Here is a 15,474-nt window from a genome sequence, read left to right as displayed (position 1 = left end):
TTTCGGCCGGTGGGCCCCACTCTCGCGGGTGGGGCCCACCGGCTTTCGTGCGGGCGCGTCAGGGATCCGTCAGGGATGGGCGCCGGGGCCCCCGTCGGTGAGTGATCGGCGCAGGCGTCATCGAGAATGGGCGCATGGGACGCGGCAAGCTAAGGATCTATCTCGGCGCGGCGCCCGGTGTGGGCAAGACCTACGCGATGCTCTCCGAGGGCCACCGCCGGGTGGAGCGGGGCGCCGACTGCGTCGTCGGCTTCGTCGAGCACCACGGGCGGCCGCGCACCGAGGTCATGCTGCACGGCCTGGAGCAGGTGGAGCGCAGGGAGCTGACGTACCGCGACGCCCTCTTCACCGAGATGGACGTGGACGCGCTCCTCGCCCGCGGGCCGGGCCATCGCGCTCGTGGACGAGCTGGCGCACACCAACGTGCCCGGCTCGCGCAACGCAAAGCGCTGGCAGGACGTGGAAGAACTGCTGCGGGCCGGCGTCGATGTGGTGTCCACCGTCAACATCCAGCACCTGGAGTCCCTCGGGGACGTGGTCGAGGCGATCACCGGGGTGCGGCAGCGCGAGACGGTGCCGGACGAGGTGGTCCGGCGGGCCGACCAAGTGGAGCTCGTCGACATGTCCCCGCAGGCCCTGCGCCGCCGGATGGCACACGGAAACATATACAAACCGGACAAGGTCGACGCGGCCCTGTCCAACTACTTCAGGCCCGGGAACCTGACCGCCCTGCGCGAGCTCGCGCTGCTGTGGGTGGCCGACCGGGCCGACGAGTACCTGCAGCAGTACCGCGGCGAGCACGGCATCCGCTCCGCCTGGCAGGCGCGGGAGCGGATCGTCGTCGGGCTCACCGGCGGGCCGGAGGGACGCACGCTCATCCGGCGGGCCTCCCGGGTGGCCGCCAAGGGCTCGGGCAGCGAGATCCTGGCCGTGTACATCGCCCGCAGCGACGGCCTCACCGCCGCCTCCCCCAAGGAGCTCGCGGTCCAGCGGACGCTCGTCGAGGACCTCGGCGGAACGTTCCACCACGTGATCGGCGACAACATCCCCGACGCGCTCCTCGCCTTCGCCCGGGGGGTCAACGCCACCCAGATCGTGCTCGGCTCCAGCCGCCGCCACCACCCCTGGCAGAACGTCTTCGGCCCCGGAGTGGGCGCGACGGTGGCCCGCGACTCGGGGCCCGACCTCGACGTGCACATCGTCACGCACGAGGAGGCCGCCAAGGGGCGCGGCCTGCCCGTCGTCCGCTCGGCGGCCCGGCTGGGGCGGCCCCGGCTGGTCGCCGGCTGGGCGGTGGGCGTCATCTGCCCGGCCCTGCTGTGCCTGCTGCTCACGCACATCGACGCGGACCCCGGCATCGCCAACGACATGCTGCTGTTCCTGGCGCTGACCGTGGCGGCCGCGCTGCTCGGCGGACTCTGGCCCGCCCTGGCCTCGGCCGCCGTCGGCTCGCTGCTGCTGAACTACTACTTCGCTCCGCCGCTGCACCGGTTCACCGTCTCCGACCCGCGCAACATCGTCGCCATCGCCGTCTTCTTCTGGGTCGCGGTCTCCGTGGCCTCGGTGGTGGACCTGGCGGCCCGGCGCACCCACCAGGCCGCGCGGCTGCGCGCGGAGTCCGAGATCCTCTCCTTCCTGGCCGGCAGCGTGCTGCGCGGCGAGACCACGCTGGACGCGCTGCTGGAGCGGGTGCGCGAGACCTTCGCGATGGAGTCCGTGGCGCTGCTGGAGCGCGCGAACGACGTCGAGCCCTGGAACCGGGCCGCGAGCGTCGGCCCCCACCCGGCCGACCGGCCCGAGGATGCGGACGTGGACATGCCGATCGGGGACCACATGGCGCTGGCCCTGTCCGGGCGGGTGCTCCCGGCCGAGGACCGGCGGGTGCTCGGCGCCTTCGCGGCACAGGCCGCCGTGGTCCTGGACCGGCAACGGCTGGTCGGGGAGGCCGAGGACGCCCGCCGGATGGCCGAGGGAAACCGGATCCGGACCGCCCTGCTGGCCGCGGTCAGCCACGACCTGCGGACCCCGCTGGCCTCCATCAAAGCCTCGGTCACCTCCCTGCGCTCCGACGACGTGGAGTGGTCCGAGGAGGACCGCGCCGAACTCCTGGAGGGCATCGAGGCCGGCGCCGACCGGCTCGACCACCTGGTGGGCAACCTGCTGGACATGTCCCGGCTGCAGACCGGCACCGTCACCCCGCTGATCCGGGAGATCGACCTCGACGAGGTGGTCCCGATGGCGCTGGGCGGCGTACCGGAGGACAGCGTGCTGCTGGACGTGCCCGAGGAACTGCCGATGGTGGCGGTGGATCCCGGGCTGCTGGAGCGGACCGTGGCCAACGTGGTGGAGAACGCCGTCAAGTACAGCCCGGCGGGAGCGCCCGTACTGGTGGCGGCCAGCTTCCTCGGCGACCGGGTCGAGGTGCGCGTCGTCGACCGGGGACCCGGTGTGCCGGACGAGGCCAAGGACCGGATCTTCGCCCCCTTCCAGCGGCACGGGGACGCCCCGCGCGGGGCCGGGGTGGGACTCGGGCTCGCGGTGGCCCGGGGCTTCGCCGAGGCCATGGACGGCAGCCTGGCGGCCGAGGACACCCCCGGTGGCGGGCTGACCATGGTGCTCACCCTGCGCGCCGTGACCCGGGGGCGGGCGGCGGCGCCGGTCACCGTGGACGGGGAGCAGCTCGGCCGCGGCCGGACGGGGCCCACCCGAAGGACCCCCACCGACCCGACGGGCCCCTGTCCGGCGGGCCCCGACCCCACCGCCCCCGACCCCGTGAAACCTGATCCGATGCGACAGAAAGCAGGACCTCGATGACCCGGGTGCTCGTGGTGGAGGACGAGCCGCAGATCGTCCGAGCCCTCGTGATCAATCTGAAGGCGCGCACGTACGAGGTGGACGCGGCCTCCGACGGTGCGACCGCCCTGGAGCTCGCGGCCGCCCGCCACCCCGACGTGGTCGTCCTCGACCTCGGACTGCCCGACATGGACGGCGTCGAGGTGATCAAGGGCCTGCGCGGCTGGACCCGGGTGCCGATCCTGGTCCTCTCCGCCCGGCACAGCTCCGACGAGAAGGTCGAGGCCCTGGACGCCGGCGCCGACGACTACGTCACCAAGCCCTTCGGCATGGACGAGCTGCTGGCCCGGCTGCGTGCGGCCGTCCGCCGGGCCGAGCCCGCCGCGGGCACCGGCGAGGACGAGGTCGTCGTGGAGACGGCGGGCTTCACGGTGGACCTGGCGACGAAGAAGGCCGTCCGTGGGGGCCGCGACGTACGGCTCACGCCCACGGAGTGGCACCTGCTGGAAGTCCTCGTCCGCAACGGCGGCAAGCTGGTCAGCCAGAAGCAGCTGCTCCAGGAGGTCTGGGGCCCTTCGTACGGAACCGAGACGAACTACCTGCGGGTCTACATGGCCCAACTGCGCCGCAAGCTGGAGACCGACCCCTCGCACCCGAGGCACTTCATCACCGAACCGGGCATGGGATACCGCTTCGAGAGGTAGTGGGGACGCCGGTACGCTTCCTGTATGAGTGCTGAACCGCGTCCCGAGAAGCCCGCGAAGCCGGTGAGGCCGGCGGGCCGGTTCCGCCGGATGATAGAGCGGCTGTCCACCTCGCAGGAGGAGCTGCATTCGGCGGAGCTGCAAGAGGACGCAGAGGCCGCGGGATGCACGCGGATCTGCGACTGCCACGACCGCCAGATAGTCAAGGTGACCGGGACGCTGCGTACGGTCACCCTGCGGCCGAGGGCGGGCGTCCCCGCCCTGGAGGCGGAGCTGTTCGACGGCTCGGCCGGGCTGGACGTGGTCTGGCTCGGGCGTCGCTCGATCGTGGGAATCGAGCCCGGCCGACGCATGATCGCCTCCGGACGTATTTCCATGAGCCACGGCCGTCGGGTGCTCTTCAACCCGAAGTACGAACTCCGACCGCTCGGACAGGAGCAGTAACCGGTGACGTCACTCGACAAACCGACCACGCCAGAACCCGGCGCCGCGCCTTCGGAGGACCAGAAGGCGGTGACGCAGGCGGCGCTCTTCGACGCCTTCGGGGGCATCCGGGGCACCGTGGAGACGATGCTGCCCGGACTGCTGTTCGTGATGATCTACACGATCAACAAGGACGTGAAGATGTCCGCCATCGCGGCGGGCGCCGTCGCGGTCCTGCTCGTGATCGTGCGGCTGCTGCGCAGGGACACGGTCAAGCACGCCTTCAGCGGTGTCTTCGGCGTGGGCGTGGGCGTGGCCTTCGCCCTCTTCACGGGCAGTGCGAAGGGCTTCTACCTGCCGGGCATGATCTACGGGGTCGGGCTGGGCGTCGCCTTCACGGTGTCGGCGCTGGTGGGTTTCCCGCTGCTCGGCGTGATCCTGGGGCCGGTGTTCAAGGAGAACCTGTCCTGGCGCACCCGCAACCCCGGCCGCAAGAAGGCGTACACGAAGGCCAGTCTGGCCTGGGGCATCATCTTCCTCGCCAAGTACGCGATCCTCTTCCCGATCTACTGGTGGGGCGACGCGACGCAGTTGGGCTGGGTCCTGATCGCTCTGAAACTCCCGCCGATGGTGCTGGCGGTGTACTTCACCTGGCTGTTCCTGGCGAAGGCCCCGCCGCCGATCGACGTGATCGCGGAGTGGGAGGCCAAGGAGGCGGCCGCCGAGCAGCGCAAGGCCTGACGGCCTGCGGCCCGCACGGGACGACGCGAGGGGCGGAGCCCCGGCCCGCACGGCCGGACTCCGCCCCTCCGCGCTGCCCGCGCGCCTGGGGCCGGGGGGCGGACGCGCAAGCCGAAGGGGGCGGGCGACCACCGGTCGCCCGCCCCCTTCGTCGTCCGCACGTGCCCGCAGGACTAGCGGCGGGCCTGGAGGAGGTCCTCCAGTTGCTCCTCACGGGCCTGCGCGGCCACGAACAGCAGCTCGTCTCCCGGCTCCAGGGTCTCCTCCGCGTGCGGGGTGAGGACCCGGTTGCCCCGGATGATCGTGACCAGCGAGGTGTCCTCGGGCCAACTGATGTCGCCGATCTGGGTGCCCGTGACCGAGGAGTCGGCCGGCAGGGTCAGTTCGACCAGGTTGGCGTCGCCGTGGCTGAAGCGCAGCAGCCGCACGAGGTCGCCGACGCTCACGGCCTCCTCGACCAGGGCCGACATCAGACGGGGCGTGGAGACGGCGACGTCGACGCCCCAGGACTCGTTGAACAGCCACTCGTTCTTCGGGTTGTTGACGCGGGCCACCACGCGCGGGACCCCGTACTCGGTCTTGGCCAGCAGCGAGACGACCAGGTTGACCTTGTCGTCGCCGGTCGCCGCGATGACCACGTTGCAGCGCTGGAGCGCCGCCTCGTCCAGCGAGGTGATCTCGCAGGCGTCGGCCAGCAGCCACTCGGCCCGCGGTACTCGTTCCACGGAGATGGCGCTCGGCGCCTTGTCGACGAGGAGCACCTCGTGGCCGTTCTCCAGCAGTTCGCCCGCGATGGAACGACCCACCGCACCTGCCCCGGCGATCGCGACCCTCATGCGTGTGCCTCCTCAGGCCCTTCGGAGAAGGCCGCCTCGACCTTGCCGATCTCGTCCGTGCGCATCATCACGTGGACGAGGTCGCCCTCCTGGAGGACCGTCGCCGACGTGGGCAGCATGGCCTCGCCCAGGCGGGTGAGGAAGGCCACGCGGACGCCGGTCTCCTCCTGCAGCTTGCTGACCTTGTGCCCGATCCAGGCGGCGGAGGTGTGCACCTCGGCGAGTTGGACACCGCCGCTCGGGTCGCGCCACAGCGGCTCGGCGCCCGAGGGCAGCAGCCGGCGCAGCATCTGATCAGCGGTCCACCGCACGGTGGCGACGGTGGGAATGCCCAGACGCTGGTAGACCTCGGCGCGCTTGGGGTCGTAGATACGGGCGGCGACGTTCTCGACGCCGAACATCTCCCGGGCCACGCGGGCAGCGATGATGTTGGAATTGTCACCGCTGCTGACCGCGGCGAAGGCGCCCGCGTCCTCGATACCGGCTTCCTTCAGGGTGTCCTGGTCGAAGCCGACCCCGGTGACGCGGCGGCCGCCGAACCCGGCCCCCAGCCGGCGGAATGCGGTGGGGTCCTGATCGACGACTGCGACCGTATGCCCCTGCTGTTCCAGGGTCTGCGCGAGGGCGGAGCCCACTCTTCCGCAGCCCATGATGACGATGTGCACGGCCGTCCTTCCGGCTGTCAGCGCTCGCTGGTTCCCAGCCTCATTGCATGCTCTGGCATAACAGGGTCTCAGACCATGGCCCAAGCTACACACGGGCGGTCACGAGTGCGGGCTGTTGCGACCCAGTCGGGGAGGAATTGCGGGGGGATCGCGGTGTGAAGGGGTGGGGGGTTCGTCCCTTCCATTTCGAACGCTTACGATCCTCTCCGTGTCCAAACTGACCGACGTGCCCAAACGGATCCTGATCGGCCGGGCGCTGCGCAGCGACCGACTGGGGGAAACCCTCCTCCCCAAGCGGATCGCCCTGCCCGTCTTCGCGTCCGACCCGCTCTCCTCTGTGGCATATGCCCCGGGCGAGGTCCTTCTGGTCCTGTCGATCGCCGGCGTATCGGCGTACCAGTACAGCCCCTGGATCGCCCTCGCTGTCGTCGTGCTGATGTTCACGGTGGTGGCCTCCTACCGCCAGAACGTCCACGCCTATCCGAGCGGGGGCGGTGATTACGAGGTCGCCAACACCAACCTCGGGCCCAAGGCCGGTCTCACCGTGGCGAGCGCCCTGCTCGTCGACTACGTGCTGACCGTGGCCGTCTCGATCTCCTCCGGCGTCGAGAATCTCGGTTCCGCCGTCGATTTCGTCATCGAGCACAAAGTGCTCTCGGCGATGATCATGATCGTGCTGCTCACGCTGATGAATCTGCGCGGCGTGAAGGAATCCGGCAGCCTGTTCGCCATCCCGACCTACATCTTCGTCGGGGCCGTCTTCGTCATGGTCGCTTACGGCGCCTACCGGGGCCTCGTGCTCGACGAGACGATGTCGGCGCCGACCGCCGACCTGGAGATCAAACCCGAGCACGAGGGACTGGCCGGCTTCGCGCTCGTCTTCCTGCTGCTGCGGGCCTTCTCCTCGGGCTGCGCCGCACTGACCGGCGTCGAGGCCATCAGCAACGGCGTCCCCGCCTTCCGCAGGCCCAAGAGCAAGAACGCGGCCACCACCCTCGCCCTCATGGGCGGCCTGGCGGTCACCATGTTCTGCGGGATCATCGGCCTGGCCATGGCCACCGACGTCCGGATGGCGGAGCAGCCCGCCACCGACCTGCTGCAGGACGGGGTCCCGGTCGGCGACGACTACGTCCAGAACCCGGTGATCTCCCAGGTGGCCGAGGCCGTGTTCGGCGACGGCAGCTTCCTGTTCATCCTGCTCGCCGCGGCCACCGCGCTGGTGCTGTTCCTGGCCGCCAACACCGCGTACAACGGCTTCCCGCTGCTCGGCTCGATCCTCGCCCAGGACCGCTACCTGCCGCGCCAGCTGCACACCCGCGGCGACCGGCTCGCCTTCTCGAACGGCATCGTGCTCCTCGCGGGCGCCGCCATGCTGCTCGTGTGGCTCTACGACGCGGACTCCACCAAGCTGATCCAGCTCTACATCGTCGGCGTCTTCGTCTCCTTCACGCTGAGCCAGATCGGCATGGTCCGGCACTGGAACCGCCACCTGCGGTCCGAGCGCGACCCCGCCGCCCGCCGGCGCATGCACCGCTCCCGGGCGATCAACACCTTCGGTGCCTTCTTCACCGGCATGGTGCTGGTGGTCGTCCTGGCCACCAAGTTCACCCACGGCGCATGGGTCGCCCTGCTCGGCATGGTGATCTTCTACGGCACCATGTCCGCGATCCGCAAGCACTACGACCGGGTCTCCGCCGAGATCGCCGCGGCCGAGGGTCCGAGCGACGACAGCGTGCGGCCCTCCCGGGTCCACTCGATCGTCCTGGTCTCCAAGGTCCACAAGCCCACGCTGCGCGCCCTGGCCTTCGCCAAGCTGACCCGCTCCGACACCCTGGAGGCGCTCAGCATCAGCGTCGACCCGGTGGAGACCAAGGCCCTGCGCCAGGAGTGGGAGCGGCGCGGGATCAACGTCCCGCTCAAGATCCTCGACTCCCCGTACCGGGAGATCACCCGCCCGGTCGTCGAGTACGTGAAGGGCCTGCGCAGCGAGAACCCGCGCGACGCGGTCAGCGTGTACATCCCCGAGTACGTCGTCGGACGCTGGTACGAGCACCTGCTGCACAATCAGAGCGCCCTGCGGCTCAAGGGCCGGCTGCTCTTCACCCCCGGTGTGATGGTCACCTCGGTGCCCTACCAGCTGGAGTCCTCCGAACTCGCCAAGCGGCGGGCGAAGAAGCGCCAGGAGTGGAACGCCCCCGGCGCCGTGCGCCGCGGCCCGGTGGACACCCCGCGGCCGCCGAAGGACCCGGCCGGCAAGGCCTGACCCGGTTGGTGAACGGCCGGACGAGATCCACGTAAACTGGTGGGTCGGTCGTCCGGCCGTTCCCGTTTATTTTTTGGAGTCTCCCCACCATGACCGAGCAGATCGAGAAGCAGTCACTGGTCGGGGAGGAGTACGAGGTCGAGGTCGGCCCCGTCGCGCACGGCGGGCACTGCATCGCCCGGACGGCAGACGGCCGGGTCCTGTTCGTCCGCCACACCCTGCCCGGCGAGAAGGTCGTCGCGAAGGTGACGGAGGGCGAGTCGGACTCCCGCTTCCTGCGCGCCGACGCGATCACCGTGCTGGAGGCCTCCAAGGACCGGGTGCCCGCCCCGTGCCCGTACGCCGGCCCCGGCAAGTGCGGCGGCTGCGACTGGCAGCACGCCAAGCCCGGCGCCCAGCGCCGCCTCAAGGGCGAGGTCGTCGCCGAGCAGCTGAAGCGGCTCGCCGGGCTCACCCCCGAGGAGGCCGGCTGGGACGGCACGGTCATGCCGGCCGAGGGCGACAAGCTGCCGGCCGGGCAGGTCCCGCAGTGGCGCACCCGCGTCCAGTACACGATCGACGAGGACGGCGTCGTGGGCCTGCGCAAGCACCGCTCGCACGACATCCAGCCCATCGACCACTGCATGATCGCCGCTGCCGGCGTCAGCGAGCTGGGCGTCGAGAAGCAGGACTGGCCCCAGATGGCCTCGGTCGAAGCCATCGCCGCCACCGGCTCCAACGACCGCCAGGTCGTCCTCACCCCGCGCCCGGGCGGCCGCCTGCCCCTCGTCGAGCTGGACCAGCCGGTCTCGGTCCTGCGGGTCGAGGAGAAGGACGGCGGCGTCCACCGCGTCCACGGCCGCCCCTTCGTCCGGGAGCGCGCGGACGGCCGCACGTACCGCGTCGGCATGGGCGGTTTCTGGCAGGTGCACCCCCAGGCCGCCGACACCCTGATCAAGGCCGTCATGCAGGGCCTGATGCCGCGCAAGGGCGAGATGGCCCTGGACCTCTACTGCGGCGTCGGCATCTTCGCGGGCGCGCTGGCGGAGCGGCTGGGCGAGACGGGCGCGGTGCTCGGCATCGAGTCGACGAAGCGCGCGGTCGAGGACGCCCGGCACAACCTGACCGACTTCCCCCGGGTCCGGATCGAGCAGGGCAAGGTCGAGCAGATCCTTCCGAAGACCGGCATCACGGAGTGCGACCTGGTCGTCCTGGACCCGCCCCGCGCGGGCGCCGGCAAGCAGACGGTCCGCCACATCGCCGGCCTCTCGGCCCGCCGCATCGCCTACGTGGCCTGCGACCCGGCGGCCCTGGCCCGCGACTTGGGCTACTTCAAGGAGAACGGCTACAAGGTCCGCACCCTCCGCGTCTTCGACCTCTTCCCGATGACGCACCACGTGGAGTGCGTGGCGATCCTCGAACCGGTGCGGGAAGACGCCTGACCTGCGGTTTTGTCAGTGCACATTATGTGCGCTGTGGGCGTTACGGGCGATATCTTGACGCTGATCTGACGCTCGTTTGACGCTCACCGGAGGTGCTTCTTGATGGGGCGTCAGCATTAGCTGACGTAGCGTCAGCACCGGGAGTCGCCTCCCCGGCTGGGCCGTGTGGGCCGGGGAGGCGGCCTTGTGCATGCCGTGGTGCCGAATGCCGGGCCTTGCCGGTTCGATGTGCGAGAGCCCCTGCCGGTCACACTCTGTAGCAATTTTTGCTATCCGCTATTCGTGTCGGCGGTAGGGGCCAGGCCCCTCAGCCTGTCTTTTACCGTCCTGGCCGCCGTCCCCACTTCCGTGGGCAGAACGTCTAGCCGATGCCGGTCGAGGTGGGGTCAGGTCGTGTCCCTTCTCGTGGTGTAGCCGATCAATCGGGCGTTGTGTTGGTGGTGTTGGGTAGCGTGGGGGCGCTTTCGGGGAGCTTGGCGGGGTAGAGCTGGTCCATGCTGCCTTCGGGCAGGTAGCGGCGGGGGAAGGCGGTCCACTCGTCGTGGAGCTCGAAGGGCACGGCGGCGACCAGCCGTAGGAGCGCGTCGTCGTTCGGGAAGACCTGGACGACGTCGGCGCGGCGTTTGACCTCGCGGTTGACCGTTCCAGCGGGTTCGTCGACTGGATCTTCTTCCAATGTCGCTCCGGAAGGCCGCGAAGGCGGTCAGGTCGTCCTTGGCCCCCAGCAGCATCGCTTTGACCTTGGGGAACTGGGTGCCGAGCATGTCGGCGACGGTGTCGAGCTGGGTGCGGACCGCGTCGGCGGTGCGCTGGGCGAAGATCGTGCCCCCGGTGTCCGCGCCGAGGGCCTTGACCAGGGCCGTCGACAGACCGGGGACACCCCCCGGATGTAAGCCTCCATGATCACCGCGTATAGGGCCTGGTTGATCCGGCGCCGCCGTTCCAGCAGGGCGGGGAAGAAGCTCCCCGACCGGAGCTTGGGGATCGCGAGGTCCAGGTCGCCGGCCTGGGTGGTCAGCGCCTTGTCCCGGTGGCCATTGCATAACGCGGTGCGCGTGTCGGTGTGCTCCTTCCACTCCGCGCCGATCCTCGCGGTGGCCTCGGCCTCGATCCTGTCGATGACGTCGCAGCCGTCGGGGCATCCCTGGCCGAACCCCGCTGTCGGCGGGTCAGGGCAATGATGCCCCGTGACCGCAAGCACTTCCACCGAGGCCTGGATACGGGCACGCAGCCTCTCTGCAGGAGTTCCGCGAAGTCGGAGGTCCCAGGTATGCGCGTACAGGCTTCCCGCGCCCGGGAGCGGAACGGCGCCGCGCGCCGGCGGGCTTCTCGGAGCGCTGGAGAACCATTTGCGGGATTCGCTGGAGCGGGTTGGGTCAGCCCGGGCTCGGGCCGTCGTCGCTGAGGCTCGGGGGCAGGGGGCCGATGAGGTAGAGCTGGATGGTGGGGGCGATGAGGTCGGTGACGGAGGAGGCGGGGAGGGTGGCGATGGTGCCGATCTGCCAGATGTAGCGGTTCATGACCATGCCGACGATCTGGGTGGAGATGAGGCTGGCCCGCAGGTTGCGTTCGGTGTCGGGCAGGCTGTGGGAGACGACGGCCAGCACGAGTTCGGAGAAGAGCTGCCGCAGGCGTTGCAGGGCGGCGGGTTCCTGTGCGGCGGTGAGGATGATGGCGCGCAGGGTCTCGGCGGAGACGGGGTCCTCCCACAGGTTCAGGGCGGCCGCAACGAAGGCGTGCCCCCGGCGGTCCATGGGCTGTTCGGCGGCGGCGGCCACGGCTGCGCCGAACGCCTCGGGGGGTTGCATCACCTCTTCCAACAGCCCGGTCTTGGTGCGGAAGTAGTAGTTCACCAGGCCGGGGTCGACGCCGGCCTCCTGGGCGACCGACCGGAGTGAGGTCGCGGCGTAGCCGCGCGTGGCGAAGGCTCTGCGGGCGGCGGCAACGATCTTGTCCGCCTGCTCTCCGCGCTCACCCCGAGGTCCTCGACCGGTCACACCGCATCACCTTCCGTAACGGCTGGAAGAGGGGCTTCCCTCAGCGAGAGTTTCAGTATACGTTGAAATTAATTTCCACGCATGAGGAAATTAGGAGCTGCCATGCATACGATGAAGAACGAGTGGATCACCGCGTCCGACGGCGTTCGGATCTGCGCCGATGTGTACCTGCCGGAAGGGGACGGGCCGTTCCCGGCTCTGTACGCGGTGGCGCCGTACCAGAAGGACCTGCTGTACCTGCCGGCCGTGCCGATGTTCCGGTTCATCGAGACCGGCCCCCTCGACTACTGGACCGGCCACGGCTATGCCGTCGTGGTCGGCGACCAGCGCGGCACCGGCAGGTCCGAGGGGCAGTTCGAGCTGTTCGGCCCCGCCGAGCAGCGCGACTTCTACGACACCATCGAGTGGATCGCCGCCCGCCCCTGGTCGACCGGCAAAGTGTCGATGATCGGGGAGAGCGCCTACAGCGTGAACCAGTGGCTGGCCGCCGCGCAGCGCCCGCCGCACCTGACCTGCGCGCTCATCTACAGCGGATTCACGGACCTCTACCACGACGCGGTCTACCACGGCGGGGTCTACTCCATGGGGTTCCTCAACTTCTGGTCGACCGACAATCTCCGCGCCGGCGCCACGATCGGCGGCGGCACCGCGCCCCGGCCCGGCGGCACCGCCGACGTCGTCGGCATGACCCTGGACCGGCCCGTCTTCGACGACTGGTGGAAGCAGCGGGCGGTGAAGGTGGAGGACATCGACGTCCCGGTGCTGAACATCGCCTGGTGGTACAGCGTCGGCCTGCACCTGCGCGGTCAGCTCGACGGCTACGAACGGCTGGGGGGCACCGACAAGCGTCTCGTCGTACTCGCCGGCACCGACAGTCATGAGCGTTACTACCAGCCCGATTTCCTCGACACCCACATCCGCCCCTGGTACGACCACTGGCTCAAGGGCGTCGACAACGGCGTCATGGACGGCCCGGCGGTCCGCATCGAAGTCGCCAACTCAGGGCGCCCGCCACGGGAGGAATCCGAATGGCCGCCCCGGCGCGCCGTGCCGGTCACCCTCTACCTGGACCCCGAACCCGCACGCGCCGTCCCCTCACTCAACGACGGCAGCCTCTCCACCACCCCGCCCACCCGGCAGGCCTCAGCGGCGACCGCCTACGACTACCCCAACCCCGAGTGGACGGTGGGCACCACCGTCATCACCGAAGGCATCCCCCAACCCACCCGGGGCATCCTCACCTTCACCACCGCGCCCCTGAAACACGACACCGAGGTCACCGGGAAGATCACCCTGGTGCTGTACGCGGAGTCCGACCAGACCGACACCGACTTCCACGTCAAGATCTCCGAGCAGAAGGCCGTGCCCAGGCTCAAGAAGGCCCTCATGCGCAAGGTCGCGGAGAACGTACCGCCGCCGTCCGTCATGGTCACCCGCGGCTGGCTGAAGGCAACCCATCGCACCCACCCGCCCCAGCCGATCGAGCCGGGAAAAGTCGTCCGCTACGAGATCGAGGTCTGGCCGACCTCCTACCTCTTCCCCAAGGGCAGCCGAATCCGCCTGGAGATCGCCAACGGCGACTCGGCGGTCGCCGACGGCCTGTTCCACCACTACTACGGCCACCAGGTCGGCCGGACCCTGATCCACCACCACGCCGACCACCTCTCCCACCTCGTCCTGCCCGTCATCCGCCAACCCGCCAACTGACAACGGAGCATCCATCATGGCCATCACATCGTCCTCACCGAGACCGCCCGCCCGCCACCTCACCGACACCCCCGGCAGAGCGGCTCGACCGGCTGCCATCGGCATCGGCCTCCTCACCAATCTCGTCTACGTCGTCGTCCTCACCACCGTCGCCGGATACGATCTGATGGCCCCCGCAGGTTTCGGCCGGCCGGCCCAGACCGTTCAGATCGGCGTGGTGATCGCCGCCTCCGTCGTTCCTGCGCTGCTCGGCTGGGGACTCCTGGAGCTGCTGGAACGATTCATCCCACGGCGGGCCACCCTCATCTGGTCGACACTCGCGATCCTGCTGCTCGTCGGCGGTCTTCCCTACAACGGGGCCGGTGTCACCGCAACAGACCAGTTCCTGCTGGCCCTCATGCACCTGGTGGTCGGCGCGGCGGTGATCCCCGCATTCGTGATCACGTCGCTGCGCAAATCCTGACGCCCGGCTCGGGCCGCCCGACGAACGCGTGGTGCACATCGCCGAGGCCGCTGAGGAGGTCTGCGCTCCCTCCCGGCCGAATGGCGCCGCCCCGCAGGCCCTCGCCGACGCCAGCGCCCAGCCCCCTTCCCCACCCGGCCCACCACACGGGCCGCCCCACCCACGCCCGTCGGTAGCACGCACGCCGCGCCGCCGACTGGAGTCCGCCTGTCATCGGCCTGTTTGCACTGTCGCCCGCTGCTGACCGGCGTGGGCTGACGAGAGAAGTGAGGAATCCTTCATGGTCGTTGTGCGCGGCCGCCTGGGATGGCGGGCCGTTTGGCATGGTCTGCGAGCGATGGCGGACCGGCTGGGCGTGGGGGCCGGCGGGCGCGGCCCGTCCGTGGCGTGGTGGCGCCGTGATTCGCGGATGGCGACGGCGCTCTTGCTCCTGATGGCGACGCTTGCTGCCGGCGCAGTGGTGACGCCACCCGTGCCGGCGCAGGCCCAGGTGAACGGACACCATGCCCTTACCTGGAACAGCAACGGCGCGCGCTGGGATGAAGTTCGCGGGCTGACTGACCACTACGACGTGATTGCCATTCAGGAGGCAGGGACGCGGGATCCTGCAGGCACCGGCCAGTTTGATACGGGGACGGTGACCGGGAATTCATGGACTTCCCCCAGCGGCAACTGGACCGTGAACGAGTACACCTGGCGAATGGGATCGGGCACCCGAGGCCGGACGGTCTATCTGTACTACCTGGATATGCCGGCGACAGCCATCCGCAACAGCCTCGCGATCGTCTCGCGGGAGCAAGTCACCGACGTGTTCTTCGAGGAACCGCAACCCTGGGAAGGCGTCGCCACCGCTTCCCCCAGCGCGCCGACTCCGACGCCGCCCTCGCGGATCACTCCCGCAGCCGAGCCGAGCAAGTGCCTGCAGACCGCCTCCCCGGTCCCCGATTTGGCCAATGCCAACAACCGCACCGTGACCGCCTGCAACCCACGGACCAGCGACGGGTACTGGACGATCAAATCGGACGGCACCGTGCGCAACACTGCCCACGGAACGTGCCTGTACAACGACGGTGCCAATTCCAACAACGGCAATCGGGTCAGTACCCGTTCCCCTATCCCTCCTTGGGGTCCCAGCAGTGGTCCTACTCGTTCGGGAAGATCGTCAACCTCCCGACCAACAAGTGCCTGGATTCCACCCCACCCACCTCCAGCGACGGCGTTCCCCTGCCCGCGAACACTGCGGGCATGAGCCTACGAGCGTGCAACGGAGGCGCCAGCCAGAAGTGGAACATCGTCCCAACGGCCCCGCCCGCCACGCAGATGTCGGTCGCCGGCGACGGGACCAACGGCGCGCTGGTCGGTGAAGTGGATGCGAACGGCACGGCCTGGGTCCAAGAGGGTTCCGGCTCGTGGATCCAGGTGCCCTACACCGGGGTGACTCAGATCGCGGTGGCCACCGAC

General features: G+C 69.8%; 12 protein-coding genes and 3 pseudogenes. 10 read left to right on the top strand and 5 right to left on the bottom strand.

The window, feature by feature from the left end; genetic code table 11:
* The first annotated feature begins 134 nt into the window (after nucleotides 1-134).
* From ACWFQ8_RS08055 to ACWFQ8_RS08040, 4 genes and pseudogenes are all read left to right on the top strand, one after another.
* Nucleotides 135-2,814: pseudogene (locus tag ACWFQ8_RS08055) on the top strand (DUF4118 domain-containing protein).
* Nucleotides 2,811-3,497, top strand: a complete 687-nt coding sequence (locus tag ACWFQ8_RS08050) for a response regulator (RefSeq protein WP_453785352.1) — start codon at nucleotides 2,811-2,813, stop codon at nucleotides 3,495-3,497. Before ACWFQ8_RS08055 ends, ACWFQ8_RS08050 begins: the two are co-directional and overlap by 4 nt.
* A gap of 24 nt (nucleotides 3,498-3,521) precedes the next feature.
* On the top strand, nucleotides 3,522-3,941 hold the full coding sequence (locus tag ACWFQ8_RS08045) for an OB-fold nucleic acid binding domain-containing protein (protein ID WP_453785351.1): 420 nt from the start codon (nucleotides 3,522-3,524) through the stop codon (nucleotides 3,939-3,941).
* Nucleotides 3,942-3,944: 3 nt separating this feature from the next.
* Nucleotides 3,945-4,661 (top strand): DUF3159 domain-containing protein, encoded by a 717-nt coding sequence (locus ACWFQ8_RS08040; protein ID WP_384543258.1) that lies wholly within the window; start codon nucleotides 3,945-3,947, stop codon nucleotides 4,659-4,661.
* Nucleotides 4,662-4,834: 173 nt separating this feature from the next.
* Here ACWFQ8_RS08040 and ACWFQ8_RS08035 read toward each other — a convergent pair whose 3' ends face one another.
* Together ACWFQ8_RS08035 and ACWFQ8_RS08030 are read right to left on the bottom strand one after the other, a co-directional pair.
* On the bottom strand, nucleotides 4,835-5,497 hold the full coding sequence (locus tag ACWFQ8_RS08035; protein ID WP_453785350.1) for a potassium channel family protein: 663 nt from the start codon (nucleotides 5,495-5,497) through the stop codon (nucleotides 4,835-4,837).
* Complete coding sequence (locus tag ACWFQ8_RS08030; RefSeq protein ID WP_453785349.1) at nucleotides 5,494-6,162, bottom strand: potassium channel family protein; 669 nt, start codon at nucleotides 6,160-6,162, stop codon at nucleotides 5,494-5,496. The genes ACWFQ8_RS08035 and ACWFQ8_RS08030 overlap by 4 nt, the downstream gene beginning before the upstream one ends.
* Before the next feature lie 208 nt (nucleotides 6,163-6,370).
* Between ACWFQ8_RS08030 and ACWFQ8_RS08025 the strand changes: the two genes are divergently transcribed.
* A complete protein-coding gene (locus ACWFQ8_RS08025; protein ID WP_453785348.1) occupies nucleotides 6,371-8,425 on the top strand; it encodes an APC family permease in 2,055 nt (684 codons plus the stop codon).
* Between the two features lie 89 nt (nucleotides 8,426-8,514).
* Nucleotides 8,515-9,846 (top strand): class I SAM-dependent RNA methyltransferase, encoded by a 1,332-nt coding sequence (locus ACWFQ8_RS08020; RefSeq protein WP_453785347.1) that lies wholly within the window; start codon nucleotides 8,515-8,517, stop codon nucleotides 9,844-9,846.
* Nucleotides 9,847-10,264: 418 nt separating this feature from the next.
* Here ACWFQ8_RS08020 and ACWFQ8_RS08015 read toward each other — a convergent pair whose 3' ends face one another.
* The 3 genes and pseudogenes from ACWFQ8_RS08015 to ACWFQ8_RS08005 all read right to left on the bottom strand — a co-directional run bounded on the left by ACWFQ8_RS08015 (nucleotide 10,265) and on the right by ACWFQ8_RS08005 (nucleotide 11,843).
* Nucleotides 10,265-10,522, bottom strand: a complete 258-nt coding sequence (locus ACWFQ8_RS08015) for a transposase (RefSeq protein WP_453785346.1) — start codon at nucleotides 10,520-10,522, stop codon at nucleotides 10,265-10,267.
* Between the two features lie 198 nt (nucleotides 10,523-10,720).
* Nucleotides 10,721-10,957, bottom strand: a pseudogene (locus tag ACWFQ8_RS08010) (transposase); the annotation flags it as partial.
* A gap of 265 nt (nucleotides 10,958-11,222) precedes the next feature.
* The gene (locus ACWFQ8_RS08005) at nucleotides 11,223-11,843 is read right to left on the bottom strand and encodes a TetR/AcrR family transcriptional regulator (RefSeq protein WP_453785345.1); all 621 of its coding nucleotides are present in this window, start codon (nucleotides 11,841-11,843) and stop codon (nucleotides 11,223-11,225) included.
* Nucleotides 11,844-11,945: 102 nt separating this feature from the next.
* On the opposite strand from ACWFQ8_RS08005, the gene ACWFQ8_RS08000 reads away from it, so the two are divergent.
* The 4 genes and pseudogenes from ACWFQ8_RS08000 to ACWFQ8_RS07985 all read left to right on the top strand — a co-directional run.
* Nucleotides 11,946-13,550, top strand: a complete 1,605-nt coding sequence (locus ACWFQ8_RS08000) for a CocE/NonD family hydrolase (protein ID WP_453785344.1) — start codon at nucleotides 11,946-11,948, stop codon at nucleotides 13,548-13,550.
* A 16-nt stretch (nucleotides 13,551-13,566) separates the two neighbouring features.
* Complete coding sequence (locus tag ACWFQ8_RS07995) at nucleotides 13,567-14,013, top strand: DUF6069 family protein (protein WP_453785343.1); 447 nt, start codon at nucleotides 13,567-13,569, stop codon at nucleotides 14,011-14,013.
* Between the two features lie 337 nt (nucleotides 14,014-14,350).
* Nucleotides 14,351-15,262: a hypothetical protein gene (locus ACWFQ8_RS07990; RefSeq protein ID WP_453785419.1), complete on the top strand. Its 912-nt coding sequence runs from the start codon at nucleotides 14,351-14,353 to the stop codon at nucleotides 15,260-15,262.
* Nucleotides 15,199-15,348 (top strand): annotated as a pseudogene (locus tag ACWFQ8_RS07985) (hypothetical protein); the annotation flags it as partial. The gene ACWFQ8_RS07990 and the pseudogene ACWFQ8_RS07985, both read left to right, overlap by 64 nt.
* Between the last annotated feature and the right edge of the window lie 126 nt (nucleotides 15,349-15,474).

This window comes from Streptomyces sp. NPDC055254 (assembly GCF_053606025.1).
Note: the sequence above shows the minus strand (reverse complement) of the source record. Positions and strands in the feature narration are given on the sequence as shown.

Coding starts and splice junctions, on each gene's coding strand:
- ACWFQ8_RS08050 (WP_453785352.1), top strand. CDS start 2,811: ATGACCCGGGTGCTCGTGGTGGAGGACGAGCCGCAGATCGTCCGAGCC.
- ACWFQ8_RS08045 (WP_453785351.1), top strand. CDS start 3,522: ATGAGTGCTGAACCGCGTCCCGAGAAGCCCGCGAAGCCGGTGAGGCCG.
- ACWFQ8_RS08035 (WP_453785350.1), bottom strand. CDS start 5,497: ATGAGGGTCGCGATCGCCGGGGCAGGTGCGGTGGGTCGTTCCATCGCG.
- ACWFQ8_RS08020 (WP_453785347.1), top strand. CDS start 8,515: ATGACCGAGCAGATCGAGAAGCAGTCACTGGTCGGGGAGGAGTACGAG.
- ACWFQ8_RS08000 (WP_453785344.1), top strand. CDS start 11,946: ATGCATACGATGAAGAACGAGTGGATCACCGCGTCCGACGGCGTTCGG.
- ACWFQ8_RS07995 (WP_453785343.1), top strand. CDS start 13,567: ATGGCCATCACATCGTCCTCACCGAGACCGCCCGCCCGCCACCTCACC.
- ACWFQ8_RS07990 (WP_453785419.1), top strand. CDS start 14,351: ATGGCGGACCGGCTGGGCGTGGGGGCCGGCGGGCGCGGCCCGTCCGTG.